Below are 16,909 nucleotides of genomic sequence, written 5' to 3'. Positions count from 1 at the left end.
CTACGTCTTCGCCACCGACGTGCGGGAGGTCCGGTGAGCCGCCTCGTGCCGCGCTCGCTCGTCTGGCGGCTGGCGCTGCTCCTGGTGCTGGCGGTGGTGGCCGCGCAGGCCGCGGCCTTCGCGATGTTCGCGAGCGAGGCGACCCGCGTCGGGCGCGCCGCCGGCCGCACCCAGGTGATCGACCGCATCGCCATCCTCGTCCGCCTGCTCGACACGGTGCCGGCGGACGCCGTCCCAGGCACCATCGCGGCCTTCAACTCGCCCAGGCACCACTTCTCGATCGGCCCGGCGAGCCTCGTCCCCGACGGGGCAATGGACGCCGACGAGGCCCGGCTGGCGCACGGCCTCGACCGCCGCCTGCAGGCGGATGCGACCGAGGCGCGCCTGCTCCTGGTCAAGCGCGACTCGGTCAGGCGCGACGTCGCCGACGTCGCCGACGACCCGCCGGCCGAGGGGCGCCGGGCCAAGCCGGAGGCACTCCAGGTCTCGGTGCACCTCGCCGACGGGCGCTGGCTCAACGGCGAGGCGCCGGTCGCGCTGCCGACGCCGCCCTGGATGCGCATCGGCCTGTTCCAGATCGCCGCCAGCGTCGTCGCCGTGCTCGCCGTGGTCGGTCTCGGGCTGCGCGGGGTGGTCGGGCCGGTGACAGCCCTGGCGCAGGCCGCCGAGGAGGCCGGGCGCGGCACGATGGTCGCGCCGTTGCCGGAATCGGGCCCCGCGGAACTGCGGACGATGACGATCGCCTTCAACCGGATGCAGGCACGGCTCCGGGCCTACGTCGACGATCGCACCCGGATGCTCGCCGCCGTCAGCCACGACCTGCGCACGCCGATCGCCTCGCTGTGGCTGCGCGCGGAGATGGTGGAGGACGAGGACCTCCGCGCCGGCATGGTGCGGACGCTGGGCGACATGAAGCGGATGGTGGAGGCGACGCTGTCCTTCGCCCGCGACGACGCCGCCTCGCAGGCGAGCGGCCCCCTCGACCTCGCCGAGCTCGCCCGCACGCTGGCCTCGGACCACGCCGCGCTCGGCCGCGACGTCACCCTGTCGGCCCCAGAAGCCCTTCCCTTCGCCGGCCGGCCCGACGCCCTGAGGCGGGCGCTCGACAACCTCGTCGAGAATGCGGTCCGCTACGGGCGACGCGCGCGCCTCGCGCTCGATCGCGACGGCGCGGACGTGCGCATCCGGGTCGAGGACGACGGGCCGGGCATCCCTGCCGACCGGGTCGAGGCGATGTTCGAGCCTTTCGCCCGGCTCGACGATTCGCGCAGCGACGAGACCGGCGGCACCGGCCTCGGGCTCGCCATCGCGCGCTCGGCGATCCGCGCGCATGGCGGCGAGATCCGGCTGCACAACCTGCCGCAAGGGGGCCTGCGCGCGGAGGTCGTCCTGCCGGGGGCGGGACGCTGACGCCGGTCGCGGCGTTCAGCCGGTCTCCGGCGCCGCGCGCATGAAACCGAAGTCGCAGCCCGCGTCGGCCTGCTCGACCGTCTCGTAGAGCAGGCGCGCGTAGCCGCGGGCGGCCCAGGCCGGGCGCTCGGCCGGACCCGCCTCGGACCGGCGCCGCTCCAGCTCGGCGTCGTCCACCAGGAGATCGATGCGACGGGCCGCCGTGTCGAGGCGGATGCGGTCGCCGGTGCGGACGAGCCCGAGCGGGCCGCCGTCGGCCGATTCCGGGGTGACGTGCAGCACGATCGTGCCGAAGGCGGTGCCGCTCATCCGCGCATCGGAGATGCGGACCATGTCCTTCACCCCAGCGGCGAGGATCTTCTTCGGGATCGGCAGGTAGCCGGCCTCGGGCATGCCGGGCGCGCCCTTGGGGCCCGCGCTCTGCAGGACGAGCACGTCGTCGGGGCCGACGTCGAGGTCGGGATCGTCGATCCGCGCGGTCATGTCGGGGATCGAGGCGAACACCACCGCGCGGCCCTCGTGCTGGAGCAGCGCCGGGCTCGCGGCGCTGTGCTTGATCACGGCGCCCCGCGGCGCGAGGTTGCCGCGCAGCACCGCCATCGCGCCCAGCGGCTTGATCGGGTTGTCCCGCGACCGGATCACCGTCTGGCCCGGGACGTCCTCGGCCGCCGCGGCCACGTCGCGGAGCGTCCCGCCGGCCACCGTCCCGGCGTCGAGGTCGATCAGGTCCCCGAGTTGCGCCATCAGCTTCGGGACGCCGCCGGCATGGTGGAAGTGCTCCATGTAGTGGTCGCCGGACGGCTTCAGGTCGACCAGCACCGGCACCGCACGGCCGAGCCGGTCGAAGGCGTCGAGGTCGATTCCGTGCGGCGTGCGGTTGGCGATGGCGGTGAGGTGGATCAGCCCGTTGGTCGAGCCGCCGATCGCCTGGAGCACCACCTGCGCGTTGCGGAACGCGTCCGGCGTCAGGAGCTCGCTCGGGCGGGGACCGCCCGAGACCGCCATCTCGGCGGCGCGCCGGCCGCTGGCCTCGGCGAGCCGGATGCGCTCGGCGTGCGGCGCGGGGATCGTCGCTGACATCGGCAGCGACAGGCCGAGCGCCTCGGCGATGCAGGCCATGGTGCTGGCCGTGCCCATCACCATGCAGGTGCCGACGGAGGGCGCGAGCCGGCCCTCGACGGCGGCGATCTCGGCCTCGTCGAGCTGGCCGGCGCGGTGCGCGCTCCAGAGCCGGCGGCAATCGGTGCAGGCGCCCAAAACCTCGCCCTTGTGGTGGCCCACCACCATCGGCCCGGTCGGGATCACCACCGTCGGCAGGTCGGCGCTGGCCGCAGCCATGATCTGGGCCGGCAGGGTCTTGTCGCAGCCGCCGATGACGATCACCGCGTCCATCGGCTGGGCGCGGATCATCTCCTCGGTCTCCATCGCCATCAGGTTGCGCAGGAACATCGAGGTCGGGTGCGCGAAGCTCTCGTGGATCGAGATGGTGGGGAACACCATCGGCATCGCGCCGGCGAGCATGACACCGCGCTTGGCCGCCTCGATCAGCGCCGGCACGTTGCCGTGGCATGGATTGAAGTCGCTGGCCGTGTTGGTGATGCCGACGATCGGCCGGTCGAGGGCGTCGTCGGAATAGCCCGCCGCCTTGATGAAGGCCTTGCGCAGGAACAGCGAGAACCCGGCATCGCCGTAGCTGGTGAGACCCTTTCGCAGACCCTTGCTCATCGTGCCGTTCCTCGCTCCGATGCAGGTTCACACACTCGGCGGCTCGGTTTCGGATCGGGGGCCGCCCGGCTCCCTCTCCCATGGGGAGAGGATTGAAGTGAGAGGCGTGACCTCTCCGGAGGCTCACGCCCCTCATCCTGTCCTTCTCCCCCATGGGAGAAGGGACCCGCGCGATGTCACGGCTCCCAAGCGCCGTGTGCGCCCGCCTCCGCGCGCGCACCGCCAGCCGTCAGCGTTCCAGCGCGGCCGGGTTCACGAGGTTCCGCGGCCGCTCGCCGGACAGGATCCTGAGCATCTCCTCCACCGCCCCGAGGCCCATCGCGCGCAGGCTCGTGGCGGTGGTTCCGGCGACGTGCGGCGTCAGCAGCAGGTTCGGGCAGGCGTGGAGCGGATGGTCGGGCGCCAGCGGCTGATGCTCGAACACGTCGAGCGCCGCGCCGCCGAGCCGGCCCGCGTTCAGCGCCGCCACCACCGCGTCGGTCACGACGATCGGCCCGCGGGCGACGTTGATCAGCACCGCACCCGGGCGCATCCGCCCGATCAGCGCGGCGTCGACCAGCCCGCGCGTGGCGTCGGTGAGCGGGCAGGCGATCACCACCGCGTCGCTGCCCGAGAACAGCGTCGCGACGTCCACCGGCTCGACGAGCCCGCCATGGTCCGATGCGGTCCGCGACGCCCCGAGCACGCGCAGGCCGAAGCCGTGGCGGGCGATTCCCGCGACGCGGCGGCCGATCTCGCCCATCCCGAGGATGCCGAGCGTGGTGCCGCCGATCTCGGCGAGGTCGTTGGCGCGGGTCTTGGCCGCGAGCCAGCCGTCCCGGCGCAGGCCGGCATCGACCTCGGCGAGCCGCCGCCGCAGGGCGAGGAGGGCGGAGAGGACGTACTCGGCCACCGCCCCGGTGTTGCTGCCGGGCAGGTTCGCCACCGGGATCCCGCGGGCAGTGGCGGCCGCCAGCGGCACGAAGTCCAGCCCGACGCCGTGGCGGACGATGCCGCGAAGCTTCGGCGCGTGGTCGAGGATGTCGTCGGGCAGCTGCGCGCGCACGATCATCCCGGCGGCGTCGGGGGCGAGCGCCCGCAGGGAGGACGCCGCCGTGTCGGGGGCGACGACGACGCGGGCATGGGGCGCCAGCATCGCGACCGCGTCGGGGTGGATCGGGTTGGTGAGGAGGACGAGGGGCAGGGGGGTCAAGGAACGGCCTTTCTCGCCTTGGGCATTTCAGCCCGTGAAGCGCGCCAGCGTGACCGCCGTGTCGCCGTAGATCCGCCGTTCCAGGTCGGTGAACCCCGCCGGCAGAGCAACGACCGCGTCGGCGGATTCCTCGATCACCACCAGGGCGTCGGGCGTCAGCCAGCCGCCCTGCGCGGCCGCCGTCAGCGCTGCGGGCGCCAGGTCGCGGCCGTAGGGCGGATCGCAGAACACCAGGGAGAAGCGACCGGTGGTGCCCGAGGGGCCGAGCTTGGTCGCGTCCCGCCGGAACAGGCGGGTGCGCCCCTCGGCGCCGAACTGCTCGATGTTCTCGCGGATGACGCCGCGCGCCTCCGCCCCCTCGTCGACCAGCAGCGCGTAGGCCGCGCCGCGGGACAGGGCCTCGAAGCTCAGCGCGCCGGTGCCGGCGAACAGGTCGAGGATGCGGGCGCCCGGCACCGCGTCGTCGTAGGCGTGGGCCAGAACGTTGAACAACGCCTCCCGCAGGCGGTCCGAGGTCGGGCGGATCGCGTCGGAGCGCGGGGTGGCGAGGCGCCGGCCGCGCCAATCCCCGCCGACGATCCTCACCGCCCGCCGCGGCCGGGCGGACGGCCGCCGCCGGGCCGGCCGCCGGGCTTCGCACCGAACCCGCCGGACGGCTTGCCCCCGAACCCGCCGGGCTTGCCGCCCGCCGGACGACCGGCCCCGCCGCCGGGTCGGCCCTGGCCGCCCTTGAACCCGCCCTCGCCGCGCGGCTTGAAGCTGCCCTCGACGCGGCCCTTGTAGCCGGTCTCGCGCTCGCCGCCGGGCTTGCCGCCGAAGCCGCCCGACGGCTTTCCGCCGAAGCCGCCGGGCTTCGCACCGAATCCGCTGGGCTTGCCGCCGAACCCGCCGGGTCGATCGCCCGGCTGCCCGGCCGGCTTCTTGCCCTGGTAGCCGCGCCCCTCCGGGCGGACGCCCTCGGCGCGGCCGCCGTCCCGGCGCTCGCCCTGGTACCCACGCGATTCACCGCGGTCGCCGCGCGGGCGCTCGCCGGACTCCTGCCCGCGGAACCCCGTGCCGCGATCGCTGCGCGGGGGCCCGCGATCCGCGCCCTCGTTGAAGCGCGGGGTGTAGGGCCGCTCCGGGCGGGCGCCCGCGTCGCGGTCGTCGCGCCGGCGCTGCGGCTTCGCGCCGTTCTCGTCGCGGGCGTAGCGGCGCTGCGGCTGCGCCTCCTCGGCGGGCGCCGGGCTCGCCGACAGCCGCTCGACGAGGACGCGCCGGTCGCCGGTGTTGATCGCCCCGACGCGCTCGCGCCCGCGGCTCTCGGCGGCCGCCGCCCGCTCGGCCTTCGGGTCGGCGCCGCGGCGCGGCACCTTGGAGGGCCGGAAGCCCTCCGGATTGTCGGATTCGCCGGCGCGCCAGACGGACCGGCGCGGACCGGCGCCCATGCCGCCGGTGGGCACGCGGGCCGGCGCGGCCGGGCGCACCGGGCGCCCGCCGGAGGGCGCGCGGCCGCGGGGCGCCTCGTCCCGGCGCGAGCGCTCGGCCTGGGCCTCCTTCTTCGGGCCGCCGAAGGGCGCGATCGGCTCGCGCACCGGGCTCGCGAAGTCGACGCCGGCCTGGCTCGCGAGGCCCTTGCCGAGCTGCTCCTTCAGGACCTTGGTCTTGATCTCCTCGGTCAGCCCGACCTCGAGGTCGCCGAGCTGGAACGGCCCGAACGACAGCCGGATCAGCCGGTTCACCGACAGGCCGAGATGCTCGAGGATGCGCTTAACCTCGCGGTTCTTGCCCTCGCGCAGGCCGAGCGTCAGCCAAACGTTGTCGCCGCTGACGCGATCGAGGGTCGCCTCGACCGGGCCGTATTCCATGCCGTCGATGGTCACGCCCTTGCGCAGCTGGTCGAGCTCCATCTGCGTGATGTCGCCGAAGGCACGCACGCGGTAGCGGCGCAGCCAGCCGGTATCGGGATGGGCGATCACCTTGGCGAGGCCGCCGTCGTTGGTCAGCAGCAGCAGGCCTTCGGTGTTGATGTCGAGGCGGCCGATGGCGACGACGCGCGGCATCTCCTCGGGCATCACCTCGAACACGGTCTGGCGCCCTTCCGGGTCGCGCGCCGTGGTGACGAGGCCGCGCGGCTTGTGGAAGATCCAGAGCCGGGTGCGCTCGCGCGTCGGCAGCGGCTCGCCGTCGACGGTGATGGCGTCGGAATCCGTCACGTTGATCGCCGGCGTGTCGAGCACGCGGCCGTTCAGCGTGATGCGGCCTTCCGCGATCATCGCCTCGACGTCGCGGCGCGAGGCGATGCCGGCGCGGGCGATCGCCTTGGCGATGCGCTCGCCCTCGTAGGTCTCGGGCGCAGCGGGGGCGGCCTTCGCCGGCGCGGTCTCGGGGGCCGCGATCTCGGAAGCCGTGGCCTCCGGCGCGGCGGCCTCGAGATCCTCGAGCTCGGCCTCATCGACGGGGGCCGACGCTGCCGGGGTCGGCTCGGCCGCGGCCGGGCGGCGGCGCAGGGGGGCGTCGCCGCCGCGCTCCTTCGAAACCTTCTCCTTGGCCGGGCGCTCGTTGGCGTGCCGGTCCTTGGGTCGGTCGCGGGCCACGCGCTCCCGCGGCGCCTCGTCGTCCGCGGACCGGACGTTGGCGTCGGTGGCCGGGCTCCAAGGCTCTGGACGGGAAGGCTCGTCCTGAGAGGCCGCCTCACGGCGTGCGGGCTCGGCGTTCGCCGGGGTCTCGGGCGCCTGCGTCGTCTCGGGACCGCGGACGGGCTCGTCCGCGGAGGGGGTGGTCGGATTGTCGCTCATCGGCAAGCCCATAACAGAGCGGGCCCCGCCGCGCGAGACGGATCGTCGCTCAGGGGCGTCCGGCCAGCAGGCCGAGCCCGAAGCCGACGAAGATCGCACCGGTGGCCCGGTCGAACAGGCGCCGCAGCGCAGGCCTGGCGAGATGGCGCGCGAGCTGCCGGCCGCCGAGGGCGTAGACGGCATACCAGAACGCCTCGGCGGCGGCGAAGGTCGCGACCAGGATCGTCAGCTGCAACCCCTGATCCGCGGCGGGATCGATGAATTGCGGCAGGAACGCCGCCGCGAACAGCAGGAGCTTCGGGTTGCTCGCCCCGATCAGGAACCCGCCCCGGAACAGGCCGCCGGCGGAGGGGGCGATCGGTCCCGTTCCGACCTGCGGCACCCCGCCGGCCCCGCGCCACGCCTGAATCCCGAGGAGGACCAGGTATGCGACGCCGGCATAGCGCAGCCCTGCGAACAGGTTGGGCGAGGCGGCGAGCACGGCGCCCAGCCCCGTCGCCGAGGCGCAGAGCACCAGCACCACGGCCGACAGGCACCCGGCCATGGCGAACAGGCTGGCTCCGAGGCCGAAGCGAAGGCTGCGCGTCATCACGTGCAGCATGTTCGGGCCGGGGGTGCCGGAAAGCAGGAAGACGGCGCAGAGGAAGAGCGCCCAGGTTTGGGGATTCATGGACCGGACAGGGTGAGGTGAGGGCACCTGAGGCTACGCCCGCACGCGTTCCAATGCACCCCGCCCAGTGCACCCTGGAACGCGAGAAGGGCGGCCCGATCCGGGCCGCCCTTCTCACAACGCAGAACTAGTCCGGCCGGTCAGAGCCGCGGCGCGCGTCCGCGCATCACGCCGAACACGGCGGAGACCAGGAACAGGGCGATGGCCACGAAGAAGACGATCTTGGCCGCCTCCATCGCCGTCCCGGCGATGCCGCCGAAGCCGAGGAGCGCCGCGACCAACGCGACCACGAGAAAGGTGATGGCCCAACCGATCATGCAGACCTCCTGGAAACGAATGCGTTGATGCAAGGCCGGGGGACGCACCGACCGGCCGACCGAACCCCGATGCGGAACGAAACCCGCATCCGCACCGGGGGATGCGTTGCTGCGAGGCTTACTTGCCGACGGCCGACTTCACGTCGCCCTTGACGCCCTCGGCCTTGCCCTTGGCTTCCTGCGCGGCGCCGTCGGCCTTCAGGTTCGCGTTGTCCGTCGCGTTGCCGATGCCCTGCTTGGCCTTGCCGACCGCCTCGTTGGCGGCGCCCTTGATCTTGTCGGTGGTGCTGCTCATCGCCGGCTCCTCATCCTGAATGCGGCCGTGCCGCGTTGGATGAGAAACGGCCGGCCCCGGCTGAATGTTCCGCCGATTAACATTCCTCGGACGGTGGTCGATGTGCCGGCCGGTGCGGCGCGCTTTGCGGCGGCGGTGCCGGCGGCTAGGAACGTCCTCGTGCCCCACTCGATCCCTCCCGCGAAGACGTCGCCGTTCGATCTCGCCTTCGCCGCGGCGCGCCGCGCGGCGGAGGCTGGCGAGGTGCCGGTCGGTGCCGTCATCGTGCGCGGCGACGTCGTGCTGGCGGTGACGCACAACCGGCCGCGGGCGCTCAACGATCCGACGGCGCATGCGGAGATCCTGGCGATCCGCGCCGCCTGCGCCGCCCTCGGCGACGACCGGCTGCCGGGCTGCGACCTCTACGTGACCCTGGAGCCGTGCCCGATGTGCGCGGGCGCGATCGGCTTCGCGCGGATCCGGCGGCTCTATTACGGCGCCGCCGACCCCAAGGGCGGCGGGGTCGAGAACGGCGCACGCGTGTTCAACCATCCGACCTGCCACCACGCGCCGGACGTGTATGGCGGCTTCCGCGAGGACGAGGCGGCGGCACTGCTGCGCGCCTTCTTCCGCGAGCGGCGGGACTGACCCGTCGCCCCTGCGCGCGAACCGGCCCCGCCCGCCCGACGTTGCCCCGTCGAACAACCCGGAAGCCGCCTCCATGAGACCGACCTATCATCGCGCCCTGATCGTCGGGGCCGGCTCGGGCCTCAGCGCGGCGCTCGCCCGACAACTCGCCGCCGACGGCCTGCGGGTCGGGCTGGCGGCCCGCGACGTCGGCAAGCTCGACGCGCTCGCCCGCGAGACCGGCGCGGCGGTCCACGCCTGCGACGCGAGCCGGCCGGACGACGTCGAGGCGCTGTTTGCCGCGATCGAGCCGGCGCTCGGCGGCCCGCCGGACGTGGTGGTCTACAACGCCAGCGGGCGCGTGCGCGGCGCGATCGCGGAGCTCGACCCGGCGGCCGTCGCCCAGGCGCTCGCCGTCTCGGCCTTCGGCGGGTTCCTGGTGGCGCAGGCGGCCGCCCGGCGCATGCTGCCGGCCCGGCACGGCGCGATCCTGCTCACCGGCGCCTCGGCGAGCGTGAAGGGGTTCGCCGGCTCGTCGGCCTTCGCCATGGGCAAGTTCGCCCTGCGCGGCCTGGCCCAGAGCCTGTCGCGCGAGCTGCAGCCGCAGGGCATCCACGTGGCCCACTTCGTCATCGACGGCGCGATCCGGAACCCCGCCCGCGCGCCCGAGGCGCTGGATGCCCCCGACAGCCACCTCGACCCGGAGGCCATCGCCCGCAGCTACCGCGACGTGCTGCGCCAGGATCGCAGCGCCTGGACCCAGGAGCTGGAGCTGCGCCCCTGGGTCGAGCGGTTCTGAGAGACCTGCGGCCTCACCCGTGCCGCAGGTCGCCCACCGGCGCCGGCGGGGGCCGGAAAGGTTGCGCGGTCGCGGGGATCTTAAACGGCAGGACGTTCGAGGGACGCCCGTCCGCGACCGGGGGCGACGGCCGCCGGCGGCCCGGCCGGAGGATCAGGCCGACCACGAGCCGGCTGCAGCCGCGCGCGGCGTGACGCTGCGCCCGGTTTCGCGTCCAGATCGGAAAATCCTGGCGGTTTCGCATGTCGGGCTCCCTCGTCAGGCTCGGACACGAGAGAACACCGCGATTCCGACGACCCGCACATCACCCGTTTGGGGGATGCCCCCGGCGATCGGTAAACGGCTGCGATGGGTCGGCTCAGGCCGGGTCCGGGCGCGCGGCGACGGCCTCGATCTCGACGAGGTAGCCGTGGTGCAGGCCCGGCACCGGCACCACGGCGCGGGCGGGGCGGGCCGCGCCGAACATCTCCGCGTAGATCCGATCGAAGGCCGGCCAGTTCTCGACGCCGACCAGGTAGGCGGTGACCTTGAGCACGCGCTCCGGGCCGCATCCGGCCGCGCCGAGGATGGCGAGCACGTTGGCCAGCGCCTGCCGGGCCTGCTCCTCGAACGGGCGGTCGAAGGTATGGCTGCCGTCGGGGCGGGGCCCGAGCTGGCCCGAGACGAAGACGAGGTCGCGCCATGCCGTCGCCTGGGCATAGTGCCCGGCGGGCTCCGGCACGGCCTTCGTCGCGATGCGCTCGATCGGATCTGTCATGGGGAGGATCACCAGCCGGCGATGCGGGGCCACGTGGCGGAGACGCGCCCGGCGGCGTCGAGCACGTGGTAGCTTCCGTGCTGCGCGGCGGTGGCGCAGGCATGGTTGGGCAGGATGCGCAGGCGCGCGCCCAAGGCAAGGTCCGGCAGCGCGGCGGCGGATCCGGGGCGGAGGGCGACGATGCCGTGCTCCTGGTTGGCGTCGCGCACGATCAGGTCGGGATAGGGCGTCCCCGCCGGATCGCAGACGATCCCGTAGCCCTGGTCGACGGCTTGGCGCGCGGTGCCGCGGTCGCGCGACAGCGCCATCCATCCGGCGTCGACGATGATCCAGCCCTTCGCGCGCTGGTGCCCGATCACCGTCGCCAGCACCGACAGGACGATGTCCCCGGTTGCGCAGGTGCCGATGCCAGCCTGGAACAAGTCGCCGAACATGAAGACGCCGGCCCGCACCTCGGTCACGCCGTCGAGCGCCTCGGCGAACCGCGCGGTCGGGGTCGAGCCGATGCTGACCACGGGGCAGGGGAGGCCGGCGGCCCGCAGGTGCCCGGCCGCCGCGACGCCGGCCGCGCGCTCGACCTCCGCCGCCGCCGCGATCCGCTCAGGCTCGCTCAGGCCGTAGCTGTCGCCGGCATGCAGCAGCACCCCGCGCAGCACCGCGCCCCCGGCGACGAGGACGCGGCCGATCGCCGTCAGCGTCCCGGCGTCGTCCGGCGCGACCCCCGAGCGGTGCCCGTCGGCGTCGACCTCGATCAGGACGGGCAGGGGCGCGCAGACGGGATCGCGGTTGGCCGCCACCCACGCCGCGACGGCCTCGGCCTGCGCCACGCTGTCGAGGACGATCGCGAGGTCGGCCCCGTATTGCCGGCGGATGCCGCCGACCCGATCGAGCTTCTGCGGCGCGATGCCGACGCCGTAGGTGAGGTCGGTGACGCCGCCCTCGGCGAAGTAGGCGGCCTCGCGCAGCGTCGAGACCATGGCCGGCCCGCGCGGGCCGGTCATCGCGCGGCGCGCCACGTCGAGGGACTTCGCCGTCTTGAGATGGGGCCGGAAGGCGACGCCGAGGCCGGCGAGCCGCGCCCGCATCCGCGCGACGTTGGCGGTCAGGCGCGCCTCGTCGAGGAGCAGGCAGGGGGTGTCGAGGGCGGCGAGCGAATCCGCGGCGACGTCGGTGACGGCCATCGCGACCCCTTTCCGATTCCGGTCCCGGCCTTCTAGGCAGATGCCGGGCGCAGGGCTAGGTGGTCGAGACCGTCGCCCGGCTCGGAGAACCGCCATGACAGACGCGAACGCCGTCATCCTCCGAGCGTTCGGCGCCCCCGAGGCGATGCGCCTCGAAGCCGTCGACCTGCCCCCGCCCGGACCGGGCGCGGTGCTCCTGCGCCAGACTGCGATCGGCTTCAACTTCATCGACGTCTACCAGCGCAAGGGGGTCTACCCGCTGCCGCTGCCGACCGGGCTCGGCCACGAGGCCGCCGGGCGGATCGAGGCGCTGGGCGAGGGCGTCGCGGGGTTCCGGGTCGGCGACCGGGTCGCCTACATGAACGCGGGCCTCGGCAGCTACGCCGACCGGCGCGTCGTGCCGGCGGACAAGCTGGTGGCGATCCCCGACGCGGTCTCGGACGAGGACGCCGCCGCCCTGCTGTTCAAGGGGATGACCGCGCAGTACCTGCTCCGGCGCACCCATGCGGTCCAGCCGGGCGAGATGGTGCTGGTCCATGCCGCGGCCGGCGGCGTCGGGCAGATCCTGTGCCGCTGGGCCAAGGCGCTCGGCGCCACCGTGGTCGGCACCGCGGGATCGGCGGAGAAGTGCGCGGTGGCGCGCGAGGCCGGCTGCGACGTGGCGATCGACTATTCGCAAGGGGGCTGGCCCGAGGCGCTGCTCGCCGCCACCGGCGGCCGCAAGGCGCGGGTCGTCTACGATTCGGTCGGCCGCGACACCTTCCTGCATTCGCTCGACCTCGCCGCGCCCTTCGGCCTCGTGGTGCTCTACGGCGCCGCCTCCGGGCCGGCGCCGGCGATCGAGCCGGAGCTGCTGAACAAGAAGGGCTGCCTCTTCCTCACCCGCCCGTCGGTGTTTCCGCACAATGCCGACCCCGCGGACCTGCGGGCCAACGCGGCCGAGGTCTTCGCCGCCATCGCCTCGGGGGCGATCGTCGCGCGCATCGGCGCGCGGTTCCCGCTCGCGGAGGCGGTCGCGGCGCACCGCGCGGCGGAGGCACGCGAAACGACGGGATCGATCCTGCTGCTGCCGTGAAGCACGCCGCCCGTCAGGTCGCCCGCACCACCACCTCGACCAGGTTCGGCGCGCCCGACCGGATCCCATCCTCGATCGCCGCCGCGATGTCGGCCGCCCGGGTCACGCGCCGCGCCGGCACGCCCATCGAGGCGGCCAGCGCGACGAAGTCGATGCGCGGATCGACGAGGTCCATGGCGATGAAGCGGTTGGCGCGCACCGACGCGTAGTGGGATTGCGACTTCATGTAATTCTTCAGGATGTTGTACTCGGCGTTGTTGATCACCACGAAGGTCACCGGCAGCGCTTCGTGGGCGGCGGTCCACAGCGCCTGGGGCGAGTACATCGCCGCGCCGTCGCCGACGACGCAGACCACCGGCGCGCGGTCGAGGCCGAGCGAGGTGCCGACCGAGGCCGGCATTCCCCAGCCCAGGACGCCGCCGCGCATCGAGGCGTACTGGTGCGTCCTGTCGCTGTGCAGGAAGGTGCGCAGATGCGCCATCGTCGCCGGCGCCTCGTCGACGATGGCGGTGTCGGCGCCGACGGCGCGGGCGATCTCGCGGGCGGCGACCAGCGGCGCGATCACCGGGTCGGCGAAGGCGGCGTCGGCCGCCTCGGTCAGCTTTCCGCGACGGGCCGCGTAGATCCGCGCGGCCGCGACCCGCAGCTCGGCATAGGCGTCGGCCCGCTCCGCGAGGCGCGGCCTCAGGAGCGGCAGCAGCGCGTCGAGGGAGGCGCGCACGTCGCCGACCATCGAGAGGGTGGTCTCGTAGGTGCGCCCGAGGTCGCGCACGTCCGCCGAGAGCTGGAACACCTGCGTGCCGGCCGGCACCGCCGAGCCTTCCGTGTAGAGCACCGTGATCAGCGACTTGCCGCCGAGCGCGAACACCGCGTCGTAGGCGCCGAGGATGCCGGCGATCTCCGTGGCCTTGGTCGGCAGGTTCCCGGCCCAGAGCGGATGCGCGGTGGGGAAGGGGATGTGGGCCGGCCAGGACGAGCCGTAGACCGGCGCGCCGAGGAGGTCGGCGAGCGCCACGGCCTGGCCGGAGGCGTCGCTGGCGTCGATCTCGTCGCCGGCGATGACGGCGAGGCGCCCGGGCGCTACCGCGGCGAGGTAGTCGGCGAGCCGCTCGAGCGAGCCCGCCACGGCGCAGCGGTCGATCGTCGAGACGCCGCCGGCGGGCGCGGCGGTCATCGCCTCCATCACGTCCATCGGCAGCGACAGGAAGACCGGGCCCGAGGGCGCGGCCGAGCAGTCGTGGAAGGCGCGCCGCAGCAGGATCGGCAGCTGGTCGGCGTTGGTGACCTCGCGCGCCCACTTCACGGCGGGCGTGGCGAGGCTGACGAGGTCGCCGAACAGCAGCGGATCGGTGATCGCGTGACGCGAATCCTGCTGGCCCGCCGTCACCACCAGCGGCGTGCCCGAGACGTGGGCGTTGATCAGGTTGCCGAAGCCGTGGCCGAGGCCGCCGGCGGTGTGGAGGTTGAGGAAGGCGGGCCGGCGCGCGGCATGCGCGTAGCCGTCGGCCATCGCCACCGCGCTCGCCTCCTGCAGCGCCAGCACGTAGGCGATGTCGGGGGTCTCGGTGAGCGCGTCGATCAGCGGCAGCTCGGTGGTGCCGGGATTGCCGAAGATGTAGCGGACCCCCTCCGAGCGCAGCACCTCGAGCAGCACCATCGCCCCTCGGCGGCTTCCGAGCGCGTCCACCGTCGCAATCGCCATGGCCGTCCTTTCCGTCCCGTCGCGCGGCCGAGGCTACGCCGATGGCCGCACGGGGCAACCGTCCGGCGCGGTCAGAGCGCCAGGTGGGCCGCGACCGCCGAGGCGGCGCGCACCGCTCCCTGCGAGGCGCCCGTCGCGTAGCGGATCGCGTGGCGCGCGACGCGGTTGCGCACCCGGCGGACCGCCCAGGGCAGGGCGGTCTCGGTGGCGAGCGCGCGGGCGTAGAGGCTGGATCGCAGGCTCGCCGCGTCGCAGGCGACCTTGACCGGGTCGGCATAGAACGCGGCGACCTTGTCGGCACCCATGCCGGGCGTCGCGAGCCAGCCCGGCAGGTGGGCGTCGGCCAGTTGCCGCACGTCGGTCAGCACCTTGCCGATCCCGGTCCCGGGAATCGGGCACGCGGTCTGGAACGCGTCGCCGACGAGGACCACCCCGTCGCGGACGTGGCCCTCGGCCCGCATCAGGTCGATCGGGCGCACCTCGACCGAGCCGGCGACGGCGAGGTCCGGGCAATGGGCCGCGAGCCCCGGCATCAGCGCGCGCAGGGCCGCCTCCGGCTCGGCGCGAAACGCCTTCGCCCAGGGGGCGTTCGGCTGCTGGTAGCCGAACAGGTTCGCCCGCATGGTCTCGCCGAGCGGGAACAGCGTCAGGTAGGCGTCGCGCCCGCCGAACCGTTCGGAGAAGTAGGTCATCGCCTGAAACGGGAAGGCGTCGCGCGGCGCCGCCATGTCGAAGCCGACGGCCAGCGAGTGGCGTTCGCCGATCACGCGCCGGACGATCCCGGCCTTGCGGCGCAGCACGTCGCCGAGCCCCGTCGCCAGCACCACGAGGCGGCCGGCGAACCGGCGCCCGTCGCCGAGGGTGACGACCTGCCGCTCCGGGCCGAGATCGAGGTCGGCGACCCGGCCGACGGTGAGCAGCCCGGCGGGCAGGTCGGCCCGCAGGGCGTTGATCAGGTCGGGATAGGCGGCGCCGTACTCGGTGTTGCGCTCCCAATGCGCGAGGCTGCCGAAGCGCACGACCCGGACGGTGTCGGTCCTTGTGGTGCACCCGCGGGCGGCGGCGCCGAACCCGAGGGACTCGAACAGCGACATCTGCGCGGAGCCGTACTTCTCGGCGCGGAAATCGTGCGGGTGGACGGCGTGGGTGTCGATCAGCGCGACGCTGCGGCCGTCGCGGGCGAGGCGGCCGGCCAGGCAGGTTCCGGCCAGGCCGGCGCCGATCACCACGACATCGAAGCAGTCCGTCTGAGCAGGCATGGCGAGCACATCCCTCCGGCAGGGGCGCCTTCGACACGCCCGCACGGTACAGAAGTCGCAACCATCCCGAAAAGAAGACCCTTGCGTAGTTCTTTGCGATCAACCCTTCGTGACCAGCGAGAAACATCGTGGCAATGTTCTACCGAAGGTAGAGATCGCGCCGCGCTTTCATCGACGACGACATGGTGCGGTCTGTTCAGGCGTCGCGACCGTCGCGCAAGTGCGTCACGAATTCCTGCGCGAAGGTCGGCAAGCCTTCGTAGCTGCGCAGGCACAGGGTCAGGGCGCGCGTCGCCCACGGCTCGACCAGCGGCACGACGGCGATGTCGAGGCCGCGGGCGACCCGCCGGGCCATGCTCTCGGGCACGATGCCGACGCCGACGCGGGCATCGACGAGGCGGCAGACGGCGTCGAACCCGCGCAGCTGCACGCGCAGGCGCATCGGGCGCCCGACGCGCGCCGCCTTGTCGGCGAGAAACCGGGTGAGCGCGCTCGCCCGGTCGAGACCGACGAGGTCGTGCGCCAGCACCTCGGCGAAGGCGACCGCCCCGCGCCCGGCCAGGGCGTGCCCGCGCGCCGCCACCAGCACGAAGCGGTCCTGCCGGAACGGGAAGGTCTCGAGGTCGCCGGTGTCGACCGTGCCCGACAGGATGCCGAGGTCGGCCTGCCCGTCCGCGACGAGGCCGACGATCTCGTCCGAGGTGTGCTCGTCGATCTCGACGCTGACCCCGGGGTTCTTCGCCAGGTAGGCGGCCAGCGCATCCGGCAGGAATTCGGTGAGCGCGTTGGTGTTGGCCAGGACCCGGATCTGCCCGACCGTGCCGCCGGAGAAGGCCGAGAGCTCGCCCTGCATCCGCTCGATCGCGGCGATCAGCCCGCGGGCATGCGCCAGCAAGGCCCGCCCGGCCGGGGTCGGCGTGACGCCGAGACGGGTGCGGGTGAGCAGGGCGGCGCCGAGCGAGGTCTCCATTGCCCGGATCCGCGTCGAGGCGGCGGCGAGCGCGAGGTTCGCGCGCGCCGCCCCGTGGGTGATCGAGCCGGCCTCGACCACGTGGCGGAAGAGGGTGAGGTCGGACAGGTCGAAGCGCATCATCGCCGGGCTTCCTTACGCGGGCCGCGAAGCCGCTGCCGGCGCCACCGCGAT

16 protein-coding genes are annotated in these 16,909 nt (G+C 74.0%); 4 read left to right on the top strand and 12 right to left on the bottom strand.

Translation table 11 applies throughout. The features are described from left to right. Nucleotides 1-1,410: ATP-binding protein (locus MKK55_RS06555; RefSeq protein WP_243933841.1), on the top strand; the 1,410-nt coding region annotated here is incomplete at its 5' end. A gap of 15 nt (nucleotides 1,411-1,425) precedes the next feature. Here the strand turns inward: MKK55_RS06555 and MKK55_RS06550 are convergent. The 7 genes from MKK55_RS06550 to MKK55_RS06520 form a co-directional block, all read right to left on the bottom strand. Continuing rightward, on the bottom strand, nucleotides 1,426-3,135 hold the full coding sequence (locus MKK55_RS06550) for an IlvD/Edd family dehydratase (RefSeq protein WP_243933839.1): 1,710 nt from the start codon (nucleotides 3,133-3,135) through the stop codon (nucleotides 1,426-1,428). A 229-nt stretch (nucleotides 3,136-3,364) separates the two neighbouring features. Further along, nucleotides 3,365-4,327, bottom strand: coding sequence for an NAD(P)-dependent oxidoreductase (locus MKK55_RS06545; RefSeq protein WP_243933837.1), 963 nt, complete (start codon nucleotides 4,325-4,327; stop codon nucleotides 3,365-3,367). Nucleotides 4,328-4,354: 27 nt separating this feature from the next. Further along, nucleotides 4,355-4,912 carry a 16S rRNA (guanine(966)-N(2))-methyltransferase RsmD gene (gene rsmD, locus MKK55_RS06540; RefSeq protein WP_147844076.1) on the bottom strand — a complete coding sequence of 186 codons (558 nt, stop codon included), beginning with the start codon at nucleotides 4,910-4,912 and terminating at the stop codon, nucleotides 4,355-4,357. Further along, complete coding sequence (locus tag MKK55_RS06535; RefSeq protein ID WP_243933836.1) at nucleotides 4,909-7,104, bottom strand: pseudouridine synthase; 2,196 nt, start codon at nucleotides 7,102-7,104, stop codon at nucleotides 4,909-4,911. Before MKK55_RS06535 ends, rsmD begins: the two co-directional genes overlap by 4 nt. A gap of 49 nt (nucleotides 7,105-7,153) precedes the next feature. Continuing rightward, the gene (locus tag MKK55_RS06530; protein ID WP_147844614.1) at nucleotides 7,154-7,774 is read right to left on the bottom strand and encodes a LysE family translocator; all 621 of its coding nucleotides are present in this window, start codon (nucleotides 7,772-7,774) and stop codon (nucleotides 7,154-7,156) included. A gap of 140 nt (nucleotides 7,775-7,914) precedes the next feature. Further along, the gene (locus MKK55_RS06525) at nucleotides 7,915-8,091 is read right to left on the bottom strand and encodes a DUF1328 domain-containing protein (protein WP_147729528.1); all 177 of its coding nucleotides are present in this window, start codon (nucleotides 8,089-8,091) and stop codon (nucleotides 7,915-7,917) included. Nucleotides 8,092-8,209: 118 nt separating this feature from the next. Further along, nucleotides 8,210-8,386 (bottom strand): CsbD family protein, encoded by a 177-nt coding sequence (locus MKK55_RS06520; protein WP_147729527.1) that lies wholly within the window; start codon nucleotides 8,384-8,386, stop codon nucleotides 8,210-8,212. Between the two features lie 159 nt (nucleotides 8,387-8,545). Here MKK55_RS06520 and MKK55_RS06515 point away from each other — a divergent pair, with 159 nt between their 5' ends. Together MKK55_RS06515 and MKK55_RS06510 are read left to right on the top strand one after the other, a co-directional pair. Beyond that, nucleotides 8,546-9,013, top strand: a complete 468-nt coding sequence (locus tag MKK55_RS06515) for a nucleoside deaminase (RefSeq protein ID WP_243933835.1) — start codon at nucleotides 8,546-8,548, stop codon at nucleotides 9,011-9,013. A gap of 73 nt (nucleotides 9,014-9,086) precedes the next feature. After that, the gene (locus MKK55_RS06510) at nucleotides 9,087-9,791 is read left to right on the top strand and encodes an SDR family NAD(P)-dependent oxidoreductase (RefSeq protein WP_243933834.1); all 705 of its coding nucleotides are present in this window, start codon (nucleotides 9,087-9,089) and stop codon (nucleotides 9,789-9,791) included. A gap of 358 nt (nucleotides 9,792-10,149) precedes the next feature. Here MKK55_RS06510 and MKK55_RS06505 read toward each other — a convergent pair whose 3' ends face one another. Together MKK55_RS06505 and MKK55_RS06500 are read right to left on the bottom strand one after the other, a co-directional pair. Continuing rightward, nucleotides 10,150-10,548 carry a RidA family protein gene (locus tag MKK55_RS06505; protein WP_147729782.1) on the bottom strand — a complete coding sequence of 133 codons (399 nt, stop codon included), beginning with the start codon at nucleotides 10,546-10,548 and terminating at the stop codon, nucleotides 10,150-10,152. Nucleotides 10,549-10,556: 8 nt separating this feature from the next. Then, the gene (locus MKK55_RS06500) at nucleotides 10,557-11,729 is read right to left on the bottom strand and encodes an alanine racemase (RefSeq protein ID WP_147859138.1); all 1,173 of its coding nucleotides are present in this window, start codon (nucleotides 11,727-11,729) and stop codon (nucleotides 10,557-10,559) included. Between the two features lie 94 nt (nucleotides 11,730-11,823). On the opposite strand from MKK55_RS06500, the gene MKK55_RS06495 reads away from it, so the two are divergent. Next, nucleotides 11,824-12,804, top strand: coding sequence for a quinone oxidoreductase family protein (locus tag MKK55_RS06495; RefSeq protein ID WP_243933833.1), 981 nt, complete (start codon nucleotides 11,824-11,826; stop codon nucleotides 12,802-12,804). Nucleotides 12,805-12,817: 13 nt separating this feature from the next. Here MKK55_RS06495 and MKK55_RS06490 read toward each other — a convergent pair whose 3' ends face one another. The 3 genes from MKK55_RS06490 to MKK55_RS06480 all read right to left on the bottom strand — a co-directional run bounded on the left by MKK55_RS06490 (nucleotide 12,818) and on the right by MKK55_RS06480 (nucleotide 16,858). After that, a complete protein-coding gene (locus tag MKK55_RS06490; protein ID WP_243933831.1) occupies nucleotides 12,818-14,506 on the bottom strand; it encodes a thiamine pyrophosphate-binding protein in 1,689 nt (562 codons plus the stop codon). A gap of 71 nt (nucleotides 14,507-14,577) precedes the next feature. Next, entirely contained in the window at nucleotides 14,578-15,765 is a 1,188-nt protein-coding gene (locus MKK55_RS06485) for an FAD-dependent oxidoreductase (RefSeq protein ID WP_243933829.1), read from the bottom strand. A gap of 196 nt (nucleotides 15,766-15,961) precedes the next feature. Further along, on the bottom strand, nucleotides 15,962-16,858 hold the full coding sequence (locus MKK55_RS06480) for a LysR substrate-binding domain-containing protein (RefSeq protein WP_187275534.1): 897 nt from the start codon (nucleotides 16,856-16,858) through the stop codon (nucleotides 15,962-15,964). Nucleotides 16,859-16,909 lie beyond the last annotated feature (51 nt).

This window comes from Methylobacterium sp. J-059, from assembly GCF_022829485.1.
In the GTDB taxonomy this organism is placed as follows: Bacteria; Pseudomonadota; Alphaproteobacteria; order Rhizobiales; family Beijerinckiaceae; genus Methylobacterium.
Note: the sequence above shows the minus strand (reverse complement) of the source record. Positions and strands in the feature narration are given on the sequence as shown.

What these genes read in the sequence shown, in the direction of transcription:
- MKK55_RS06550 (WP_243933839.1), bottom strand. Translation starts at nt 3,135, where the DNA reads ATGAGCAAGGGTCTGCGAAAGGGTCTCACCAGCTACGGCGATGCCGGG.
- MKK55_RS06535 (WP_243933836.1), bottom strand. Translation starts at nt 7,104, where the DNA reads ATGAGCGACAATCCGACCACCCCCTCCGCGGACGAGCCCGTCCGCGGT.
- MKK55_RS06530 (WP_147844614.1), bottom strand. Translation starts at nt 7,774, where the DNA reads ATGAATCCCCAAACCTGGGCGCTCTTCCTCTGCGCCGTCTTCCTGCTT.
- MKK55_RS06525 (WP_147729528.1), bottom strand. Translation starts at nt 8,091, where the DNA reads ATGATCGGTTGGGCCATCACCTTTCTCGTGGTCGCGTTGGTCGCGGCG.
- MKK55_RS06520 (WP_147729527.1), bottom strand. Translation starts at nt 8,386, where the DNA reads ATGAGCAGCACCACCGACAAGATCAAGGGCGCCGCCAACGAGGCGGTC.
- MKK55_RS06510 (WP_243933834.1), top strand. Translation starts at nt 9,087, where the DNA reads ATGAGACCGACCTATCATCGCGCCCTGATCGTCGGGGCCGGCTCGGGC.
- MKK55_RS06505 (WP_147729782.1), bottom strand. Translation starts at nt 10,548, where the DNA reads ATGACAGATCCGATCGAGCGCATCGCGACGAAGGCCGTGCCGGAGCCC.
- MKK55_RS06500 (WP_147859138.1), bottom strand. Translation starts at nt 11,729, where the DNA reads ATGGCCGTCACCGACGTCGCCGCGGATTCGCTCGCCGCCCTCGACACC.
- MKK55_RS06495 (WP_243933833.1), top strand. Translation starts at nt 11,824, where the DNA reads ATGACAGACGCGAACGCCGTCATCCTCCGAGCGTTCGGCGCCCCCGAG.
- MKK55_RS06490 (WP_243933831.1), bottom strand. Translation starts at nt 14,506, where the DNA reads ATGGCGATTGCGACGGTGGACGCGCTCGGAAGCCGCCGAGGGGCGATG.
- MKK55_RS06485 (WP_243933829.1), bottom strand. Translation starts at nt 15,765, where the DNA reads ATGCCTGCTCAGACGGACTGCTTCGATGTCGTGGTGATCGGCGCCGGC.
- MKK55_RS06480 (WP_187275534.1), bottom strand. Translation starts at nt 16,858, where the DNA reads ATGATGCGCTTCGACCTGTCCGACCTCACCCTCTTCCGCCACGTGGTC.